Source organism: Pantoea sp. MT58, from assembly GCF_014495885.1.
GTDB lineage: Bacteria > Pseudomonadota > Gammaproteobacteria > Enterobacterales > Enterobacteriaceae > Pantoea > Pantoea eucalypti.
In genome coordinates this window covers 1526125-1545773 of sequence record NZ_CP061083.1, presented here as the reverse complement: position 1 = coordinate 1545773, position 19649 = coordinate 1526125, and the positions used below count along the sequence as shown (strand labels likewise).

At 52.4% G+C, this 19649-nt stretch carries 20 protein-coding genes and 1 tRNA gene; 11 read left to right on the top strand and 10 right to left on the bottom strand.

What is annotated here, in order from left to right:
* Window positions 1–22: 22 nt before the first annotated feature.
* From IAI47_RS07310 to IAI47_RS07300, 3 genes are all read right to left on the bottom strand, one after another.
* Window positions 23–634, bottom strand: coding sequence for a fimbria/pilus periplasmic chaperone (locus IAI47_RS07310; RefSeq protein WP_255348849.1), 612 nt, complete (start codon window positions 632–634; stop codon window positions 23–25).
* Window positions 635–794: 160 nt separating this feature from the next.
* A complete protein-coding gene (locus tag IAI47_RS07305) occupies window positions 795–1385 on the bottom strand; it encodes a fimbrial protein (protein WP_187961247.1) in 591 nt (196 codons plus the stop codon).
* A gap of 891 nt (window positions 1386–2276) precedes the next feature.
* Window positions 2277–2549, bottom strand: a complete 273-nt coding sequence (locus tag IAI47_RS07300; RefSeq protein ID WP_039659875.1) for a hypothetical protein — start codon at window positions 2547–2549, stop codon at window positions 2277–2279.
* A gap of 513 nt (window positions 2550–3062) precedes the next feature.
* On the opposite strand from IAI47_RS07300, the gene IAI47_RS07295 reads away from it, so the two are divergent.
* On the top strand, window positions 3063–4973 hold the full coding sequence (locus tag IAI47_RS07295) for a methyl-accepting chemotaxis protein (RefSeq protein ID WP_008926022.1): 1911 nt from the start codon (window positions 3063–3065) through the stop codon (window positions 4971–4973).
* An 82-nt stretch (window positions 4974–5055) separates the two neighbouring features.
* Here IAI47_RS07295 and IAI47_RS07290 read toward each other — a convergent pair whose 3' ends face one another.
* Together IAI47_RS07290 and IAI47_RS07285 are read right to left on the bottom strand one after the other, a co-directional pair.
* A complete protein-coding gene (locus tag IAI47_RS07290) occupies window positions 5056–5298 on the bottom strand; it encodes a hypothetical protein (RefSeq protein ID WP_008926023.1) in 243 nt (80 codons plus the stop codon).
* A 108-nt stretch (window positions 5299–5406) separates the two neighbouring features.
* The gene (locus IAI47_RS07285) at window positions 5407–5667 is read right to left on the bottom strand and encodes a hypothetical protein (RefSeq protein WP_008926024.1); all 261 of its coding nucleotides are present in this window, start codon (window positions 5665–5667) and stop codon (window positions 5407–5409) included.
* 200 nt (window positions 5668–5867) lie between these two features.
* Between IAI47_RS07285 and IAI47_RS21995 the strand changes: the two genes are divergently transcribed.
* Window positions 5868–6002, top strand: a complete 135-nt coding sequence (locus tag IAI47_RS21995) for a hypothetical protein (RefSeq protein WP_255348850.1) — start codon at window positions 5868–5870, stop codon at window positions 6000–6002.
* 80 nt (window positions 6003–6082) lie between these two features.
* Window positions 6083–6781 (top strand): RluA family pseudouridine synthase, encoded by a 699-nt coding sequence (locus IAI47_RS07280; protein ID WP_008926025.1) that lies wholly within the window; start codon window positions 6083–6085, stop codon window positions 6779–6781.
* Between the two features lie 16 nt (window positions 6782–6797).
* On the opposite strand, the gene IAI47_RS07275 is transcribed toward IAI47_RS07280, so the two are convergent.
* Window positions 6798–7337 carry a DUF2058 domain-containing protein gene (locus IAI47_RS07275; RefSeq protein WP_008926026.1) on the bottom strand — a complete coding sequence of 180 codons (540 nt, stop codon included), beginning with the start codon at window positions 7335–7337 and terminating at the stop codon, window positions 6798–6800.
* A gap of 162 nt (window positions 7338–7499) precedes the next feature.
* On the opposite strand from IAI47_RS07275, the gene IAI47_RS07270 reads away from it, so the two are divergent.
* The 3 genes from IAI47_RS07270 to IAI47_RS07260 all read left to right on the top strand — a co-directional run bounded on the left by IAI47_RS07270 (window position 7500) and on the right by IAI47_RS07260 (window position 10441).
* Window positions 7500–8132: a TetR family transcriptional regulator gene (locus IAI47_RS07270; RefSeq protein ID WP_008926027.1), complete on the top strand. Its 633-nt coding sequence runs from the start codon at window positions 7500–7502 to the stop codon at window positions 8130–8132.
* A gap of 83 nt (window positions 8133–8215) precedes the next feature.
* Complete coding sequence (locus IAI47_RS07265; RefSeq protein WP_008926028.1) at window positions 8216–9598, top strand: D-arabinono-1,4-lactone oxidase; 1383 nt, start codon at window positions 8216–8218, stop codon at window positions 9596–9598.
* 12 nt (window positions 9599–9610) lie between these two features.
* Window positions 9611–10441, top strand: a complete 831-nt coding sequence (locus IAI47_RS07260) for a glycosyltransferase family 8 protein (protein WP_008926029.1) — start codon at window positions 9611–9613, stop codon at window positions 10439–10441.
* Between the two features lie 88 nt (window positions 10442–10529).
* Here IAI47_RS07260 and IAI47_RS07255 read toward each other — a convergent pair whose 3' ends face one another.
* Window positions 10530–11651 carry a Gfo/Idh/MocA family protein gene (locus IAI47_RS07255; protein WP_008926030.1) on the bottom strand — a complete coding sequence of 374 codons (1122 nt, stop codon included), beginning with the start codon at window positions 11649–11651 and terminating at the stop codon, window positions 10530–10532.
* A 332-nt stretch (window positions 11652–11983) separates the two neighbouring features.
* On the opposite strand from IAI47_RS07255, the gene IAI47_RS07250 reads away from it, so the two are divergent.
* A tRNA-Asn gene (locus IAI47_RS07250) sits at window positions 11984–12059 on the top strand.
* Window positions 12060–12340: 281 nt separating this feature from the next.
* Here IAI47_RS07250 and IAI47_RS07245 read toward each other — a convergent pair.
* Window positions 12341–12655, bottom strand: a complete 315-nt coding sequence (locus IAI47_RS07245; RefSeq protein ID WP_008926031.1) for a CcdB family protein — start codon at window positions 12653–12655, stop codon at window positions 12341–12343.
* Window positions 12656–12657: 2 nt separating this feature from the next.
* Window positions 12658–12894, bottom strand: a complete 237-nt coding sequence (locus IAI47_RS07240) for a type II toxin-antitoxin system CcdA family antitoxin (protein ID WP_008926032.1) — start codon at window positions 12892–12894, stop codon at window positions 12658–12660.
* A 312-nt stretch (window positions 12895–13206) separates the two neighbouring features.
* Here IAI47_RS07240 and IAI47_RS07235 point away from each other — a divergent pair, with 312 nt between their 5' ends.
* From IAI47_RS07235 to IAI47_RS07220, 4 genes are read left to right on the top strand one after another with little or no spacing between them, the layout of a single operon-like run.
* Window positions 13207–14658, top strand: a complete 1452-nt coding sequence (locus IAI47_RS07235) for a circularly permuted type 2 ATP-grasp protein (RefSeq protein WP_008926033.1) — start codon at window positions 13207–13209, stop codon at window positions 14656–14658.
* Complete coding sequence (locus IAI47_RS07230) at window positions 14652–15593, top strand: alpha-E domain-containing protein (protein WP_008926034.1); 942 nt, start codon at window positions 14652–14654, stop codon at window positions 15591–15593. Before IAI47_RS07235 ends, IAI47_RS07230 begins: the two co-directional genes overlap by 7 nt.
* Window positions 15593–16387, top strand: a complete 795-nt coding sequence (locus tag IAI47_RS07225; protein WP_004571352.1) for a transglutaminase family protein — start codon at window positions 15593–15595, stop codon at window positions 16385–16387. Before IAI47_RS07230 ends, IAI47_RS07225 begins: the two co-directional genes overlap by 1 nt.
* Window positions 16388–16413: 26 nt before the next feature.
* Window positions 16414–17145, top strand: a complete 732-nt coding sequence (locus IAI47_RS07220; protein WP_008926035.1) for a proteasome-type protease — start codon at window positions 16414–16416, stop codon at window positions 17143–17145.
* A gap of 148 nt (window positions 17146–17293) precedes the next feature.
* Here the strand turns inward: IAI47_RS07220 and katG are convergent, their stop codons facing one another.
* Complete coding sequence (katG, locus tag IAI47_RS07215; RefSeq protein ID WP_008926036.1) at window positions 17294–19513, bottom strand: catalase/peroxidase HPI; 2220 nt, start codon at window positions 19511–19513, stop codon at window positions 17294–17296.
* Window positions 19514–19649: the final 136 nt, after the last annotated feature.

The window sequence follows — 19649 nt, the reverse complement described above, 5'->3', positions numbered from 1 at the left end:
ATATTCAAATAAAAACAGATGGTTATATTATTTTTGCACGCAGTTCCGGGGTCGCCGCACCATAATCATTTATTGTCCGGTAGGTTATCGATCCGGCAGAGGTTGATGGCAGAGGCACAGTGATGCTGCTGCGTGGAGAAACCATGGTGTCAGAGAGGCTGTTGCCGCCTGCTTTCATCTCAACCAGCGTGAGATAGTAAGGTGTCGGATTTTCAATTCGAACCTGTCCACCAGCGCGGTGAAATTTCAATTCAGCAGGTGCTTTATCGACCGCGGGTGTGAGTCCTGCCGGGCGGAGAAATAATTTGATCCGTGTGACGGCTGCCAGCATGAGCATGTTTTTCCCTTCCATTTTCTTTTTATCCACGGAAGGAATGGCTTTGGTATTGAAGTAATAAAGTGTTTCACGGTCGGGCGCAGCTGGCGCGCCAACATACATCAGACGAAGGGTGTTCTCATTACCCGGCCCACTGACATACAGCGGCGGGGTAACAACAAAATCCTGACTTTTTTGGTCATCCGACTGTTCAACCCAGGACTGCACAAGAAAACTGCTGTCATCAGACGTATTGCGCACAGACATACTGACCTGCTTCTGGTCTGCCGGATAAATAATGCGAGTGCCTCCCAGCATTATTCCGCCTGCACTTGCCAGAGAAGGCAGCAGACACGCAGTGGAGATAAAGAGGGTAAATAAGGTGTTTCGTAACATATGACCCGGCATCGTTCGTTCCTCTGATAACAGTAATGCGTATGTCCGCGACAAGGGTGTCGCGGACGCTGTGACGTTACGGTTACTGATAGTTCACCGTGAAGTTGACAGAACTGTTTGCCGCACCCGCAGTGACACCCGTTTCAGCGGTTGCTACATACGTTGCCGTGAATGGAATTTCGTTTTCACCCATCAGGATGTTGCTGGCTTCAGTGCTGGCAGTGCCATCAACATGCACAGCCTTATTCGCCTGCATAATCTGAATACCGACGTTTTTGGCTGGCTGCTGACCCGCACCATTTGCTGTCACCTGCAACGTGGTGGCGTCTACTGTTGGACCCGTGAAGGTGATGGATGCTTTGGTGTAGTTTTTCGTCTCCGCAGGTGCGCCTGCCTGAGGGGATAAATCACAGCCAATCAGCTTGATGCTGAAAGGCACGGCAGAACCGGTTGATCCTTTTTTAGGTAACTGGTTCGTCGCAATCTGTCCCAACGGAACGTTCTGACCATTCGTTGAGTTATCCACAGCACAAGGTGCGGCAACAACAGCGCCGGTGAAGTTAATTTTACCGCCATCAATACTGATTGCCGCAGGCGCGCTTTCTGCCGCATAAGAGGCGAATGATCCGGCCATTAATACCGGTAATAAAGAAGCCAGAATAACTTTTTTCATCTTATCTATCCTATTAGTTGATAATTACACTTCCATCATGAAATAGAAAACGTCACAACTGTGATACTTTCCATTCTCAAATCTCACGAATAAATCTGCATGACCTGACAGCAGATTTATTCGTGAAATGGTAAAGAGCGAAATACCCGCAGAATAAAAATTACCATTCACTAATCAGCATCAACCTGTACATCAATACGCACTCAGACTCAGCCCTTACCTAAGAACTGAATAGCGCGTTTTGCACTGACACTCAGATTGATTTGTGCCGTACCTCAATGACGGTAATTATTATCAGACAGGCGGCGACTCGCAATATTCAGCCATATAAATTGCGTTTATAGCTTTTTATTCCATTAAAATACTGTTATATAAAATTAAATACTGAAAATTATATTTCTGCATGCCTGAGCTGATAAGGAATAAAACTAAAGAAGTGAGGGGGAATGTGGGATAACGTTCAGACCATACTGAATTTTTAGTGAAATCACTAATTTTATTAGTCGTTAACTTAATACGGTCTGATATAAAAATCAGCGTGATTTTTCGGTGACGCCTGGCTAACCTCAATGTGATTTGAATTTTAAAAAAACTAATCGCTGTCACATCAAGCGGAGGGCATGAACAATATCCCTAAGAATGTTTAGTTGAGTGGTTTTGAAAGGGGAAACTGCGTAAATACGAAGTCATTCAGAATGAAGATGATCGTCTGACAGATAATAAATATTCTTGCCGGACGTGGGTGTTCATTCTTTGTTCCAGCGAGATAATCCCATCATATTAAGAGACGCTGGCGGGTTAACGCCGGGCACCGCTTTTTGTGATGATGCGGTGCCCGATAGCGTCAGAGAGTCTACCGACTGTTTTCTGAAGAACTGTGGGAATTCAGGATTATTTTTTTCGCCAGAAAAGAAAGGCAGCCAATGCTGTGAGCACGCCAATCAATGGCATTGTTCCCGCGCCGGCCAGAAAGTTATGCCGATCAATGGCATTCTCTTTTCTGATATCTGCAAAGCGCGCAGCGGCCTGCTTTTCATCAGGAGCACGCACTTCTTCAGCCTCTTTTATAAACCCCTGAGCAAGCAACTCGCTGGCGCGGTTCATATCTGACCTTGCCAGGGCAATGGTCTGTTTTCCCTGCGTGTAGAAACAGTAATCTGGCATCAGTTGTGCTCACTATTGAGAGTGGGATTTTTACTCTATCGGATGCGTGGCGGGAGCGGTAGCGTTATTGTTGTGTAAGATTTTTTAGGTTTAGCGCGCGCGTTAATTTCAATCGTGCGTGTTCCTGAATACGCAGATTTCACCCCGCCTGCTGAATTGACTCATCGCTGATAGAGATGTGCAATTAAAAACATTAGTAAAACCTGTAACTCCTTCATTTGAAAACAGTCAGCTTTTTTAACTCACACTTTCATAGTAATAATTTTGATCAAGATCAATATATGTCAGACATTCAATTAAATTAACTACAAATCAGTGCATTACATTTAAATAAAAAGATTAGATGACTAATGATTTCAGAATAAACCATAATAAATAAATTAATTAGCTGCTCATCAAATCATAAATAAGATTAAAGGTTCACTTCCTCCTGACGATATAAAGATCATCTTTAGCATTATTTAACTTTTTTACGTTTTCCTCTGCTTCTGAATCTCATTAAAGGTGAACCTCATGGGTCTTACTCAACGCATCTCCGATATTAAAATCGGGAAAAAACTGGGCGCCGGTTTTATCGTCGTCATAGCCGCCTCCCTTGCCATTACCTTTATGGCTTTTGATTGTTTTCGCAGTATCAAAGACAACTCAGCCCGGCGCACAATCACAGTAGAAATGGTTAACACCTTAAGCAAAGCACGTCTTAACCGTACGCTTTACCAGTACACCAAAGATCCTAAATTTGCGTCACAGAACGTTCAGGCCCTGAAGGATTTAGAAGCACTTTATAAACGGCTGGATGGATTCAAATGGGATGAGACTGGTCAGCAGAAAGTCACCCTGATGGGACAGCTGCTCAACGACTATAAGAACCAGCGTGAGAAATTTGTGGCATCTGCGGAAACGACCTCCGCCGCTCTCAATGCGATTAAACCCGGTGCCCTGATCGGTTTTGCACATCAGTTTGAATCGCTCGATATGGCTCAGTCACCGGATGCGGCCCTGCCCGTCATGCATCTGGCTGCCGCCCTGTTTGATGCCGCCAATGTTGAAAAAGCATTTCTGGATAAACCCACAGAGGCCAGCAGAGATGCGGTCCTGGAAGAATACACTGCGATTAATACGCTGAGTGAGCAGCTGGATATTTTTGCTCAGCCCACCATCAGTGATGCCACACGAAATTTACTAAACTCGCTTGCGCAGCAGCGCCAGGCTTTAACGCGCTATATTGATGCTTCAGAGAAAGAAAAAGGCGAATCTGCGGACCTTACTGCTGATGCTGAACGGCTCAATGCGGCAGTCTCTGATACCTTTGCTTTCCAGTCTCAGCTTTCTGCAGAGTTCATTAAACAGGCGGAGTGGCGTATTGCGTTTGCCGCGCTGATTTGTGTTTTTCTGAGCCTCCTGATTGCCTGGCGAATTACCCGCAGCATAACGCTGCCTCTGAAAGAGACGCTGAATGCCGCGCAGCGTATCGCCAGCGGTGATTTAACAACCTCGCTGAAAACCACGCGTGGCGATGAGTTAGGTCAGTTGATGCAGGCCGTGGATGCGATGAACATCAGCCTGCAGAACATCATCACCAACGTGCGTGATGGTGTCAGCAGCGTGGCGCGCGCTTCGGCAGAAATTGCCGCAGGCAACACCGACCTGTCATCGCGCACTGAACAGCAGTCTGCCGCTGTGGTTCAGACGGCTGCCAGTATGGAAGAGCTCTCCTCGACGGTGAAACAGAATGCGGAGAACGCCCACCATGCAAGTCAGCTGGCGACCGATGCCTCGGTGAATGCCGGACGCGGTGGTGAAATTATCCGGGATGTTATCGTCACCATGGACAGCATCAGCCAGAGTTCAGGGAAAATTGGCGAAATCATTCACGTCATCAATAGCATCTCTTTCCAGACTAACATCCTGGCACTCAACGCTGCCGTGGAAGCAGCACGCGCAGGTGAACAGGGTCGCGGGTTTGCGGTGGTTGCGGGTGAAGTGAGAAATCTGGCCCAGCGCAGCTCACTGGCCGCTAAAGAGATTGAAACGCTGATTCGCGAGTCACTTGACCGGGTGCAGGATGGCTCTGCGTTTGTTGAACGCGCCGGTACCACGATGAATGACATCGTCCGCTCAGTCAGTCAGGTTAAAGACATTATGGGTGAGATTGCTGCCGCATCTGACGAGCAAAACCGCGGTATTTCTCAGATTGCCACGGCCATGGCCGAAATGGATACCACCACGCAACAGAACGCCGCGCTGGTTGAAGAGTCTTCCGCTGCAGCCAGCTCTCTGGAGTCGCAGGCAGATGAACTGGAAAAAACAGTGGCTGTGTTCCGTCTCTCTGCCGTGCAAACCCGGACTCCGGTCCTGACGCCACGTTTAGTGCCTGCTGTGCCTGTGGCGGCATCCTCAGACGCCAGCTGGGAGAGTTTTTAACCCGTAGCAACGCGTCAATCTGACCTGCACGTTAATTCAGCCAGCCTTGTCACAACGAGGCTGGCTGAAATAGTCATTATCTTCAGACAACCAGACAGTCGATATACAGAAAGGCTACCGCAACGGCTGCCGCAGGCACGACGCGAGATCTTGAATATGAAGACAGCGATACAATCTGGCTGGATGGCCGGAGCGATGTGGCTCTCGCCTGATTTGTATCAGACTGGCAGTTTGCAGGCAGAAAGGGATCTGGCAGGTTGTAGTAGAAAGGGATGATGTCGCGAACAAAGGTGCAGTTTTCGAGGGCAGGAGAAGTGTCGTCCATGACATTATCTCCGGCCGGTATACGCTCTCGCGCAACCGTTGAGGTTGTCCGCTTCGTCGTTTTCCGGCCGGAGCCGGACTACGTCCACTGGCGTCAGTTCTATCGGGGCTAGTTCAGCTCTTCGTTCAGGCCTGCAAGCGTTCGCAGGTACGGCACCTGCTGCTGGGCAACCGCTGGTGACGTAAAACTACTCAGCCAGCTTCTGGCTTTGTCGATTTTCTCCAGTCGATCAGCGTTGCTCTCAGATTTCGCCATCAAACCCAGCTGAGTAAAGAGTGATGCGATACTGATTTCTTTCTCACCCAGGGCAAGGCTTAGTGCCGCTTCGCCAATAATTACGTGGCCTTTCTCGTCGTTTTGAATTAACACAGAAAATCCTCCATTTGGTACGAATTGATGACAACCTCACCAGAGACTATAGTCGTTAAGGCGAGACTTGCCCGAATAAATCACTAAAAATCGTGCAAGTTGCTGTTCAAATGTACTAAAAGTTTTTTTCCGGATTGTTCTGTTTGTCTCTGTCACCGTTCCTGCCAGACTGACTGCCCTTATCAGCACTGGATGCAGCCATGAAACTTTCTGTTCTTCTCACGTTGTTAGCCGCGACGGTATGCTCAGTATTTGTTGCTCAGGCGGGGTTCGGAACGCATCAGGCCAGCCAGTCGCTCGCCACACAAAGCGGTGAAACCATCACGGGAGAATAAAGGCCCGGCGAAGTCTGTCGTCGTCGTCAGTGACCGGGCAATAGGTTATGATCTCCAGCCCTTTGTCTGCCGGTTGCACCATGTCTGCCATTATCGATACGTTTATCGCCCCACCCTGCTTTGATGAGATCACATTTCTCTTTCAGGATGCACATCTGCTGGTGATCAATAAACCCGGCGGATTGCTGAGCCTGTCAGGTAAAAATCCTCAAAATCTTGATTCGGTGCATCACCGGCTGGTCGGCCTTTTCCCTGGCTGCACGCTGGTGCATCGGCTCGACTTCGGCACATCCGGCCTGATGGTTGTTGCACGAAACAAGGCGATTAACGCTGCTCTGTGCCAGCAGTTCAGCCAGCGTAGCGTGAACAAAACCTACCAGGCCCTGCTGTGCGGCCATCTGTCCGATGATGAGGGAGTCATTGATGCTGCCATCGCGAAAGATCCGGCGTTGTTTCCCCGAATGACGATATGCACCATCAGGGGCAAACCCGCACGCTCACGCTACCGGGTCACTGAACGCGGTTATTATCAGGGAAGTGAAGGAGACGCGTTGCCGGTCACACGGGTTGAACTGACGCCCGAAACCGGACGCACCCACCAGCTGCGTATTCACTGTCAGCAGCTGGGGCACCCGATTCTGGGCTGTGATCTTTACGGTGGTCTGTTGATGCCGGGCGCCGAAAAGGCAGAGAGACTGATGCTGCACGCCAGTGGGCTGACGTTTATTCATCCTGTGAGCGGCGAGGTAATGCAACTCTCTGCCGCCAGCCCGTTCTAAATGGGTCAGAACACAATTACCACATCAAATCATCAGGCACTTTGAAATCAGCATAAGGATCATCTTCGTCCTGTGCTTCTTCGCTTAATGCGCTGTTTAAAACGATGGCGCTGGCATCACGCTGCGCAATTTTATCCGCTACGCTGGCCGGGATGATAGCGTACCGGCTCTCACCACTGGCGTCAGCAGCCAGGCGAGCAATGGCGAGACGACCATTAATCAGCTGCGTCTGCGTCGGCTTGTCCACCATGATCTTTTTAATCAGGTTATTGTCGGTAAAGTTGAAGGTGATGTTGCCTTTTGCCACATCAATTTTGTTCATCTCAATCAACTGCTTGACCTGGGCTTTGTACTCTTTCGACAGCACAGCCAGCTTCTGCTGTTCGTTCAGCTGCTTATCCCGCTCAAGCTGCGCCTTTTTGTTGTCTTCCACCGCGGCTCTGGCTTCGCGCGCCTGAACACGGGATTTTTTAGCTGTGCGCTGAACCTTGTCCATTTTTTTGCTGGATACCAATCCCGCTTTCAGCATCTGCTCTTGCAAGGTGAGTTTTGTCATTGTGGTCTCTGAGTCGTCTCTGAAGCTGTGAAATTCTATCCGGGATTATACCTGCAATCGTCCGGCGTGTGCCAGGTTGCCGCATCTGCTGCGCCTGCGGTTGCAGGCAGCCACTCAACACTGTGCTAACATTCCCCGGTCAGAATCACTTTATTGAGCACCATGTCAGAACTAACAAAACGTAAAAATGACCCTGAAGGGCTGAAAAAACGCATCATTGCCGGCGCACTAAAGACGTTTGCAGAATTTGGTATGCAGGGTGCGCGGCTGGAGCAGATTGCTGAGCATGCGCAGACCACGAAACGCATGGTGGTCTATCACTTTGGCAGTAAAGAACAGCTTTATATCGACGTGCTGGAACAGGTTTATCAGCAGATACGTCAGCATGAAACGGGCCTTAACCTGGCGGCGATGGAGCCAGAGCTGGCCATGACCCGGCTGGTGGAAGCCAGTTTCGATTACCATGTCGAACATCCCGATTTTATCCGTCTGGTCTGCAGTGAAAACCTGCTGCGCGGTCGCTATATTTCCCAGTCGGCGCAGATAAAAGCACTGAACCGCAGCGCGCTGGATCTGCTGGATGATATCCTGGCACGTGGTCAGCAACAGGGCGTGTTTACATCCGGCGTGCAGACCATTGATGTTCATCGCCTGATCAGCAGCATCTGCGTTCACCACGTTTCGAACCGTTATACTTTCAACGCCCTGTTTAGCCCTGATAACAGCGAGGCGGAGAGTATTCGCCGCAATCGTCAGCTGGCTGTCACCGCAACGTTACGTTACATCCGTAAATAATTACCGGCATTCCTGACTGCATTTGGCAATAGTCTACGCTTAGTGATACTTGTCTTTTAAATGCAATAATAAGGAATGCTGTTGTGACCAGAGACGCACGCCTCTATCCGCTTCGTCAGACCCATATTAAACCCGATGATGATGCACTGTGGAACTGGGCGCAGAACGCGCAGATCGGTCGTCGTCAGCAGGTTCAGCGTCCCGCCAGTGAAGCGGAATTACAGACACTTCTTCGGGAGTCACGCGGTCAGATTCGGGTGATTGGCAGCAAGTTGTCGCCAGGCCGCATGCTGCACGTCGCTGATGATGATGTGCTGCTTGATCTCAGTGCACTGAGTGGCCAGCTCGCCAGCGATGAAGAGAGCGTGACCTTTGGTGGCGCGACCCCGCTTGAGCAGGTTTATCGCAGCCTGACCGAAATGAACCGCATGCTGGCGTCTTCACCAGGTGTTATTGCGATTCAGACGCTGGCCGGTGCGATGGCGACCGGCACGCACGGCCAGGGTTTGCAGCAGAGTTCGATCGCCGATGAGGCGCTGGCAATCCGGATGGTGCTGGCCGATGGCAGCGTGCGCGAATTTGTTCGTGGTGAAGCTGACTTCCCGGCCGCGCAGGTTTCTCTTGGGGCGCTGGGCATTGTTACTGCGGTAAAACTTCGTACGCAGCCGTTTCGCATTTTCACCTGCCACAAGAATGCCGTGTCCGCCGATACGCTTGAAGAGGATCTGTTGCGCTGGAACAACGACTATCCACTGAGTAAAGCGTGGTGGTTTGTTGACGACAACGTGATGCATGTCTGGAACGCCCATGAAGCGAGTGCCGAAGAGCGTGATCGCTATGAAGCACAGGGTCGTCAGGTGGTGGAACATGAGGGTGAGGTTGATGAGAGTCTTAATGACACTATCGACCAGACGCTGGCGCATATGCACCGCGATACTCAGATTGAGGGCAAAGGGGGAAAACAGTTCCGCACCGTTACCCGTTTTCGTGATTTCACTGATGTTACCGGTGACATCTACCAGCTCTTCTGCCGAGGCATTGCAGTTCCCCAGATCAATGTGGAAATCGGCGTACCGCTGGCAAAAACGCCGGCCATTATTCGCCGGATCAAGCAATGGTATGCCGAAAACCGTCCGCATATGCACTACCCGATTATCCTGCGCTGCACTGGCGCATCGTCAGCCTGGCTCAGCCCGGCAACTGACCAGCCCACCTGCTTTTTCGGCTTTGTCGTCTATTACGCCGATGATGGCTCGCTGTCTCAGGAAGGGCTGCACTTCCTGACTGAAGTGGAAAAATTGCTCGCCGAGGAGGGTGGACGCCCGCACTGGGGCAAGTATTACGACGAAGAACGCTACAACTGGCGTGAGATCTATCCGAAGTGGGACGCCTTCCGCGCCCTGCGCAGCCAGCTCGACCCGCAGGGCCGACTGGGTAACGACTACATCACGCCACTTTTTGACTGATTGAGGAAAGCTATGTTTGCCTGGGTAACGCTGTTAACACAACCCGATTATCTGGTGGGCGTGAAAGCGCTGCACCGTTCGCTGAAAGAGAGCCAGAGCCAGTGGCCGCTGGTGGTGATGACTACATCGGCGATTTCAGACGCTGACTGTCAGATTCTGCAAAATGAAGGCTGTGTGATTAAACCAGTCGATCCGCTCTATCCGCGTGACGATCTCGATCAGCATTACGCCTCGGCTCAGTTCGGTGAAGTCTGGACCAAGCTGCGCGCCTGGCAGCTCACCGATTATCAGCGCGTGGTGTTCCTGGATGCGGATATGCTGGTCCTTAAAAACATGGATGAGCTGTTTACGCTGGATCTGGGTGAAAACCCGCTGGCTGCCTGTCACGCCTGCCGCTGTAATCCCAACCAGATTGCCTCTTATCCGCCAGAATGGCAGCCAGAGCAGTGTCATTACACCTGGCAGGCGCGCGGTGAGCAGGCCCCGGAGAGCGTCGACTATTATCTGAACGGCGGTTTTCTGGTGCTAAAGCCTGACAACGCAATGTTCGACGCGCTGGAAAAACGTATTGCCGCCATTGATGATCTCAGCTCTTATCCTTTCTCTGAACAGGATCTGCTGAATGAAGTGTTCGCGGAACGCTGGAAACCGCTCTCTTATATCTACAATGCGTTAAAAACGCTGCCCTTCCAGCACCGTGGCCTCTGGCAGGATGATGAGGTGAAGAACCTGCACTATATTCTGGCGAAGCCGTGGAAACGCGATCTCAATCAGCCTGAGAGCCAGCGTGACCGGTTCTATGCGCTGGACAAGCTGTGGTGGGAAAAAAGCGGCTTGATCTGATTACGTCAGGGCGGTGAACCCAGGTTCCCGCCCTGCCCGACGGCATTCATTGCCGCAGCGGCAATTTCCTCTCACCTGTGACGCTACATTACACCTCGATCCAGCGGCGCTGCTCTGCGGAGTGCGCAATCGCTTCCAGGACTTTCTGCACCTGCAATCCCTCTGCGAAATCGGGCCACATGCGATCACCCGCTGCGATACCGTTGATCAGATCGCGGATCTCCACCGTTTTTTGATCGTTAAATCCGATGCCGTGCCCGGCTGAAACACAGAAGTTCGCGTAATCAGGATGAGCTGGCCCGGTGAGAAGTGTTTTGAAACCCTGCCGTCCGGCGGGATCGTCATGCAGATAAAGCTCAAGCTCCGCCATGCGCTCCTGGGTATACCGCAGTGTGCCTTTGGTGCCGGTGACGACGTAGGTCAGCCCCATTTTTGCGCCACAGGCGATGCGTGAGGTTTCAATCACGCCGTGTGCGCCATTAGAGAAGCGCAGCAGCGCGCTGGCCTGATCTTCGTTTTCAACCGGTAACTGCCGGGCAGAGTCTTTGGGATCGGGACGTGAGGTGATCACTGTCATCATGTCACCGCTGACCTCTGCAATGTCACCGACCAGGTAGTGCGCCATATTGACGATGTGCGCCGCCAGATCGCCGAGCGCACCCAGACCGGCCAGCGCTTTCTGGCAGTGCCAGTCGAGCGGGGTTTCCGGTCTGGCGAGGTAATCTTCGTTGTGGGTGCCGTAGAAATGCACCACGTCACCAATTTCGCCATTGGCAATGATCTCTTTTGCCAGCTGGCTGGTGGGGTTTTTCATATAGTTGAAGCCGACCAGCGTTTTTACCCCTGCGGCTTCAGCCGCCGCGACCATCTCCTGCGCGTCCGCCACGCTCAGCGACAGCGGCTTTTCTGAATAGACATGTTTGCCGTGGCGTATCGCCTCCAGCGCCATCTCTTTATGCAGGAAGTTAGGCGCGCAGATATCCACCACATCAATCGCCGGATCGCTGACCAGCGCGCGCCAGTCGCCGGTTGAACGCGCAAAACCAAAGGTTGCTGCCTGTCGGGCCGCCAGTTCAGGATTCACTTCGGCCAGCATCTCCCGCACAATTTCGCCTTTGAGCGCGAAGACGGTGGGTGCCTGGGCGTAGGCAATGGCGTGGCAACGCCCGATATAGCCGCTGCCGATCATGCCGATTCTGACTTTGTTCATGTCAACTCCGTATATTCTGTTCAGGATTGAAATGAAATCTACGTTTCGTTTCTGTTGCTGACAAAGCGTGAATAGAGACTTTGTGACGGCCGTAAAAAACTATCCGCTTAAATCACGCGCACAGCAGTCTGACAAGCGCTTTGCACCATCAGAACACCTCATAAACACCTCAGTTTTGCGTGCCTCTTTTTCCGCATGAATGCTCCTTGCAGCACGTACTGTCACGGCATAACACGCGATAGTGGCGACTATTTCAGCAGTTGCGCGAATTTATGAAAAAGAGCTTTGACATGCTCCGGCGTGGCCGTTACTATGCGCCCCGTTCAAACGATTCCTCTGTAGTTCAGTCGGTAGAACGGCGGACTGTTAATCCGTATGTCACTGGTTCGAGTCCAGTCAGAGGAGCCAAATTAGAAAAGCCTGCTTAGGAAACTAAGCGGGCTTTTTGTTATTCATCAACTGGCCCTGCAATTAACCCATATGCCGACATAGCTTGCTCCATCTGTTTATCGCTGCGGCGAATGGCGTATTGCCCAACAAACAGAGATTAATTTCAGCAATAAAACCAGCCCCATTTCCCCTGACGTTAGAGCCATCAGCGGTATCCGCTATTCATCACGTGGAATAAAAATGAGCATGCCTGAGATTGTGCCATTGCCTGGACAGGCCACCAGCTTAAGTAAGAAACATTAAACTCCGTCAATCAGGAAATCTATTGCCGCCTTTACCTGAGTGCGGTACTGCGAAGCATCACAAAACACCGCACCTAAGGCATGGACAGGGATACTTGCCAGCTCGTGGGTCATTACAGCGTATTCTTTGCCATCCGTCAGCCTGACGACGGGGACAAGGCGATCCGGTCGGCGGCCTGCCGGATACTTTTCAATAGGGAGCAATGGGATCACTATCCGACGATTTAATTGCCCAATAATATCGCTCGTGACATCCAGCAACAGCGGGTAAACGACGCTTTTCCCGGTATTACCGTATACAGTGAATTGCATAATTAAAACGTCCTGTATTCATCGCTGAAACACCCCTGCTCATCATGAAAACGATTTAATGCTGCGAGAGCCTCTCTGTTTTCTTCCTGCCATTTTTTCGCTTCATGAGAGCGAAGCTCTGCATCCAGGGCAGCTGTCAGGGTAGCACTCAGATTAATGCCCGCTTCACGCGCTCTTACCAGTAAGGCACGCTCTACTGTCATGGTCACGCTCTGCGTGTTGCGTTGTTTCGCGGTCATGGTTTCTCTCCTAAATGAAACACGTGCGCATTACACGGGGAAATACACTTATCATAACACCAAAAACAGGCTCTGTTACCGTTGCAGTTCTGCAAACATCACTGGTAATTGCCTCATCAGCGACCATATTTAAGGTAAGTACCCTGTTTTTGCCCTCTTTTCACACAACCTGAAAGCGAGCCGCACCCAAACAGGGCAGTTCATCCCCTTTTTCCCTGATTTTCAGCCCATTTGCACCCTGGCACACTTTATGCCTGATCGTCAGTGTTATTGAACGATTCAATTGCAGCCTGTCCTGTTTGTGAGGTGATGATGATCAAGATTGACCTTTCCGATTCACCCTTTTTTGATGAAATGTTGATGGCTGAAGGTAAACACCGCAGCCATTATCAGGACTACTGGCAGTGGTTACAGAAAGCCGATCAGCAGGCCGTCCAGCGCAAAAAAGAGGAAGCTGCGCTGTTGTTTCACCGGGTGGGGATTACCTTTAATGTTTATGGTGAAGACGATGGCGCGGAACGGCTGATCCCGTTCGACAGCGTGCCACGTATTATTCCGGCCAGCGAATGGCAGATGCTTGATCGCGGGATTCGTCAGCGGGTTCAGGCACTCAATGCGTTTCTGCATGATATTTATCACGACCAGAAGATCCTTAAAGCAGGGATCGTCCCCGCTGAACAGGTGCTGGCCAACGAGCAGTATCAGCCCTGCATGCAGGGTATCGACCTTCACCGTGATACTTACGCCCACATTGCCGGAACCGACATGGTGCGGGGAGGCGATGGCGAATATTACGTGCTGGAAGATAATCTTCGCACGCCCTCTGGTGTCTCTTACATGCTGGAAAACCGCAAAATGATGATGCGGTTATATCCCGAACTGTTTGCCGGGCAGCGTATCGCGCCGGTTTCCCGCTACCCTTCTCACTTACTGCAAACCCTGCGCGAAAGCACCACCGTCAACGATCCGACCGTTGTGGTACTGACACCTGGCCGCTTTAACAGCGCCTATTTCGAGCACAGCTTCCTCGCACAACAAATGGGTGTTGAATTGGTTGAAAGTGTCGATCTGTTCGTGAAAGACGGCGCGGTGTTCATGCGCACTACTGCAGGTCCCTGCAGAATTGACGTGATCTATCGGCGTATCGACGACGCCTTCCTCGACCCGCTGGCGTTTCGCGCCGATTCCATGCTCGGCGTTCCCGGCCTGCTGTCGGTCTACCGATCCGGTGGTGTGGTGCTGGCGAATGCGATAGGCACCGGCGTGGCAGATGATAAATCGATCTATCCGTACGTCCCGGAGATGATCCGTTACTACCTTGCTGAGGATCCCATTCTCAATAACGTGCCGACGTGGCAATGCCGCAAAGAGAGCGATCTCTCTTTCGTACTGGCAAACCTGGAAAAAATGGTGGTGAAAGAGGTTCATGGTGCAGGCGGTTACGGCATGCTGATTGGACCCAAGGCCAGCAAGGCGGAAATCGAACGCTTCCGCGAATTGTTGCGCACCCGCCCGGAAAATTACATCGCGCAGGAAACGCTGGCGCTTTCCACCTGCCCGACCTTTGTCGATAACGGGCTCGCACCGCGTCACATCGACCTGCGGCCCTTTGCGCTGACCGGCGCCGAAATTCGTCTGGTACCGGGTGGATTAACCCGTGTAGCACTGGAAGAAGGCTCACTGGTGGTGAATTCCTCTCAGGGCGGCGGAACTAAAGATACCTGGGTACTGGAAGAAAATGCGACGGAGGATGACGCATGCTAAGCAGAACAGCCAGCGAACTGTACTGGATGGCACGTTATCTGGAACGCGCCGAGACAATTGCACGCCTGCTGGACGTGACCAATAAGCTGTCGATGATGTCGATCCGTGATGTCCACGCACGCGATGAAAACAATGATTTGCTGGTCCCGCTGACCATGACCGGCACGCGGGAGCTGTTCGACGAGCACTATCCGCAGGCGTCGATGGGGAATCTGCTTAATTTCTTCGCACTGGACAGTTTCAACCACAGCAGCATTTTCAGTTGTCTGCAAATGGCCTGGAACAATGCGCATGCGGTGCGCGGCAGTCTTTCCTCTGAAGTCTGGGAAAGCATCAATGCCACGTGGATAGAGATGAAACTGATTCGCCGCCAGGGCGTCGGTTCTGCCGGTGCAGACGCGTTCTTTGACTGGGTCAAAGAGCGTTCACATCTGTTCCGTGGGGCGATGTTTGGCACCTTGCTGCGCAGTGATGCACAAAACTTCATCCGCCTCGGTACCCTGCTGGAACGCTCAGACAGCACCGCGCGCCTGCTGGATGCTAAAAATCAGCTGTTGAACGCCGATGAGGATCCGGTGCGTGAATACTACCGGATGGACACGCTATTGCGTGCAGTCAGCGCCCGCGAAGCGTTCCACACGCTTTATAAGCAACAAATCAGCCAGAGAGGTATCGCCGAGCTGTTGATACTGCGCCGCGAGCTACCGCGTTCTCTGCTTTCCTGCATCGAACTTATGGCCCAGGAGCTGGATGAGATCGGTGGCAGCGCGGGTAATCAGCCCCGTCGTCGCGTTCATACCCTTTACGCTCAGCTGCGCTTCACTGAAATGGACGAAATTGTTGAGATGGGTCTCAGTCCCTGGCTGATGCAGTTTCTGGATCAGACCAATGCCATCGCTGAGTGCATTCATCAAACCTATCTGGAGGCTCAATAATGAAACTGAATGTCACGCATCAGACGCACTACAGCTATGCGCAACAGGTTAAACACAGCACGCAATATCTTCGCCTTACGCCACAGGATTCCAGTCATCAGAAGATATTGTCGTGGGATCTGACCTTGCCGGAATACGCCACCCGCACGCTGGATGCTTATGGCAATATCCTGCATGTTCTGACACTCGACCAGCCCCATCAGGCCATTACCATTGTCGCCAACGGCGTGGTGGAGATTGAAGATAATACGGAAGACGATAATTGCGGGCATCTCTCACCACTGGTGTTTCTGCGCACCAGCCCGCTGACGCTGGCCGATGGCGCGATCCGCGATTTCGCCAGTCGTTACTACCGGCCGCAGGCACAGCATGAGAGTCTGTGCAATCTGATGGGCGAACTGCTGCTGAAAATGCCCTATAACCCCGGCAGCACCACGGTAAAAGACAGCGCTTCCCAGGCCTTTTCCGCCCAAACCGGCGTATGTCAGGACCACACGCATGTTTTCCTGGCCTGCTGCCGAAGCCTGGGTATCCCGGCGCGTTATGTCAGCGGTTATCTATACTCGGAAGACTCCGCACATGTGGCCATGCATGCCTGGGCGGAAGCCTGGCTGGATGACCGGTGGCAGAGCTTTGATGTCACCAATAACACCTGCCAACCGAATCAGCATTTGAAACTGGCTATCGGCATAGATTATCTTGATGCATGCCCGGTCCGCGGTATCCGGTTAGGTGGAGGAAGCGAAGACATGCGCACTGTTGCCGCCGTTGCCATGCTCGACGTTCCGCAATGATCCTGAATACCTGAGGAAGCCATTTTATGACTTACTGTGTGGCCATGCGCTTGTCCTCTGGCCTGGTGTTTGTTTCAGATTCACGCACCAATGCCGGAGTGGACCATATTTCCACCTTCCGTAAACTGCATGTGTTTCATCAAAGCGATGAACGGGTGCTGGTGATTCAGAGTGCCGGAAATCTGGCGACCACACAGAGCATTATCAGTCTGCTGCATCGTCGCTGCGCAGACGATGAGCGGGAAAACCTGCTGAACGTGACGTCCCTGTATGATGCCGCCAGTTTGCTGGGTGAAACGGTGCGAGAAGTGATCGCCCGGGACAGCGGCGCAAATCAGGGCGGCAATACAGATTTCAGCTGCAACCTGTTGCTCGGCGGACAGATTAACGGGGAAGGTCTGCGGCTGTTCCACATCTATCCGCAGGGGAACTTCATCGAAGCCACACACGACACGCCCTATTTCCAGATTGGTGAGAGTAAGTATGGTAAGCCGATTATCGATCGCGTACTGAACTACGACACCGCACTGGATCAGGCGATGCAATGTGCACTGATTTCGATGGACTCCACACTGCGCAGTAATCTTTCCGTGGGCCTGCCGCTGGATGTGATGACCTACCCCAAAGACAGCTTTAGTGCCGCGCAGCAGCACCGGATTACCGAAACGCACCCCTATTTCGACATGATCCGCAAAGGCTGGGGCGAAGGCCTGCTGAGCATTTTTGCGCAGTTGCCGCCGCTGAAACTGGACGAGTAATTATCTGCCACACCAGGTCTGAGTAAAAAGGATCGCCTCAGAGCTGCCATCAGAAGCATAGCGCGCAAAAAAAACTGCACCCTACTCAGTTGGATTACCAACTTTTGGGGTGCAGTCACTTGTCAGCGTTTTACCGCGTTAACACCAGTCAGATATCAAACCGATCCAGATTCATCACTTTGGTCCAGGCGGCCACAAAGTCTTTGACGAATTTTTCACGGGCATCACTGCTGGCATAGACTTCCGCCGAGGCACGTAACACCGCGTTAGAACCGAATACCAGGTCGGCGCGGGTGGCGGTGAAACGGGTTTCCCCATTAACACGATCACGTCCGGTAAAGTGCTCGTTGCTGCTATCAGTCGCTTTCCATTCGGTACGCATATCCAGCAGATTGACGAAGAAATCTGTGTTCAGCGATCCCACATGGTGCGTGAAGATACCGTGCTGGCTGCCATCAAAGTTAGCACCCAGTGCACGCATCCCGCCCACCAGCACCGTTAACTCCGGTACAGTCAGCGTCAGCTGTTGCGCTTTATCGATCAGCAGACTTTCAGTCGTGGTTTTACCAAAGCCCGTGCCGTAGTTGCGGAAACCATCAGCACGCGCTTTCAGCAGATCGAACGACTCGATGTCGGTCTGATCCTGACGCGCATCAACGCGGCCCGGCGTGAACGGAACCTCAATCGCGACGCCAGCCGCTTTCGCCGCCTGCTCAACGCCCACAACACCCGCCAGCACGATCACATCTGCCAGTGAAGCCTTGTGTGCTTCGCGCTGGATCGCTTCCAGCGTCGGCAACACGCGTGCCGCGATGGCATTGACCTGCCATTCACGTTGCGGCAGCAGCGCCAGTCGGGCACCGTTGGCACCACCACGCTTGTCGCCACCACGGAAGGTGGATGCCGAGGCCCACGCAACTGACACCAGCTCGCTGACGCTGAGACCGGATGCTGCAATCTTCTCTTTCAGCTGGGCGATATCTGCCACGGTTGGATGATAAACCGGTGCAGGCAGCGGATCCTGCCAGATCAGATCTTCCTGTGGCACTTCCGGACCGATGTAACGCGCTTTTGGCCCCATATCACGGTGCGTCAGCTTAAACCAGGCACGGGCAAAGGCTTCATTGAACGCCTGCGGATCGTTGTGGAATCGACGCGAAATTTTTTCAAATTCCGGGTCAAAGCGCAGCGTCAGGTCAGTGACCAGCATGGTCGGTTTGTGTTTCTTCGTGGAATCAAACGCATCCGGGATGATTTCCGGTGCATCAGCCGCTTCAAACTGAATAGCGCCCGCCGGACTGCGCGTCTGGACCCACTCATATTTGAACAGGTTCTCGAAGAAGTAGTTGCTCCACTGGGTAGGCGTCTGAGACCAGATGACTTCCAGGCCAGAGGTAATCGCATCTGCACCGACACCCGTGCCGTGGCTGTTAACCCAGCCCAGGCCCTGCGCTTCAATGGGCGCGGTTTCGGGATCGACACCGACGTGGCTGGCGGGTGCGGCACCGTGGGTTTTACCCAGCGTATGACCACCTGCAATCAGCGCGACGATCTCTTCGTCGTTCATGCCCATGTTGCCGAAGGTGGCACGAATAGCCGGGGCCGCAGAAGCAGGATCACCGCTGTGTTCCGGACCTTCCGGGTTCACGTAGATCAGACCCATTTCAGTGGCGCCCAGTGGTGACTGCGCCAGAGATTCCGGATGACGGTGTTCCAGCCAGGCCGCTTCTTCGCCCCAGTTCACATCCATATCCGGTTCCCAGACATCGTCACGGCCGGCACCAAAGCCAAAGGTGCGGAACCCGGAGTTTTCCAGCGCAACGTTACCCGCCAGAATATAGAGGTCGGCCCAGGAGATTTTCTGACCATATTTCTGTTTGATTGGCCACAGTAAACGGCGCGCTTTATCCAGGCTGACGTTATCAGGCCAGGAGTTTAACGGGGCGAAACGTTGCTGACCACGGCCCGAACCACCGCGTCCGTCCACGGAGCGATAGGTTCCGGCGCTGTGCCAGGCCATGCGAATAAACAGACCGATATAGCTGCCCCAGTCAGCGGGCCACCAGGATTGTGATTCGGTGAGCAACCCTTTGATGTCAGCTTTCAGTGCAGAGTAATCTAATTTGGCAAATTCTTTACGGTAATCGAAGGATTGATCAAGCGGGTTCGAACGGGATGAGTGCTGGTTCAGCAGGTCAACCCGGAGTTGATTCGGCCACCAGTCACGGTTAGTTGTTCCGCCACCCGGCGCCTGATTTGACTGAGGTGGTTTGCCCGCGTGAAAAGGACATTTGCCCTCAGGCGCTTCGCGATCGGCTTCGACAATAGGCTTTGCATCTTTTGCATCTTCATCAACGGAATTGCTCATGGTCACACCTCTTTTTTGTATTTTCATCGCTACTCTATAGAGGATTTTCAGGATCGCACACCTGTCTCATCCTATATGTTTGATAGCTTTTACCTTTTTATGCACCTTCTTCAAAAGCTTAAGACAATGAACCGAC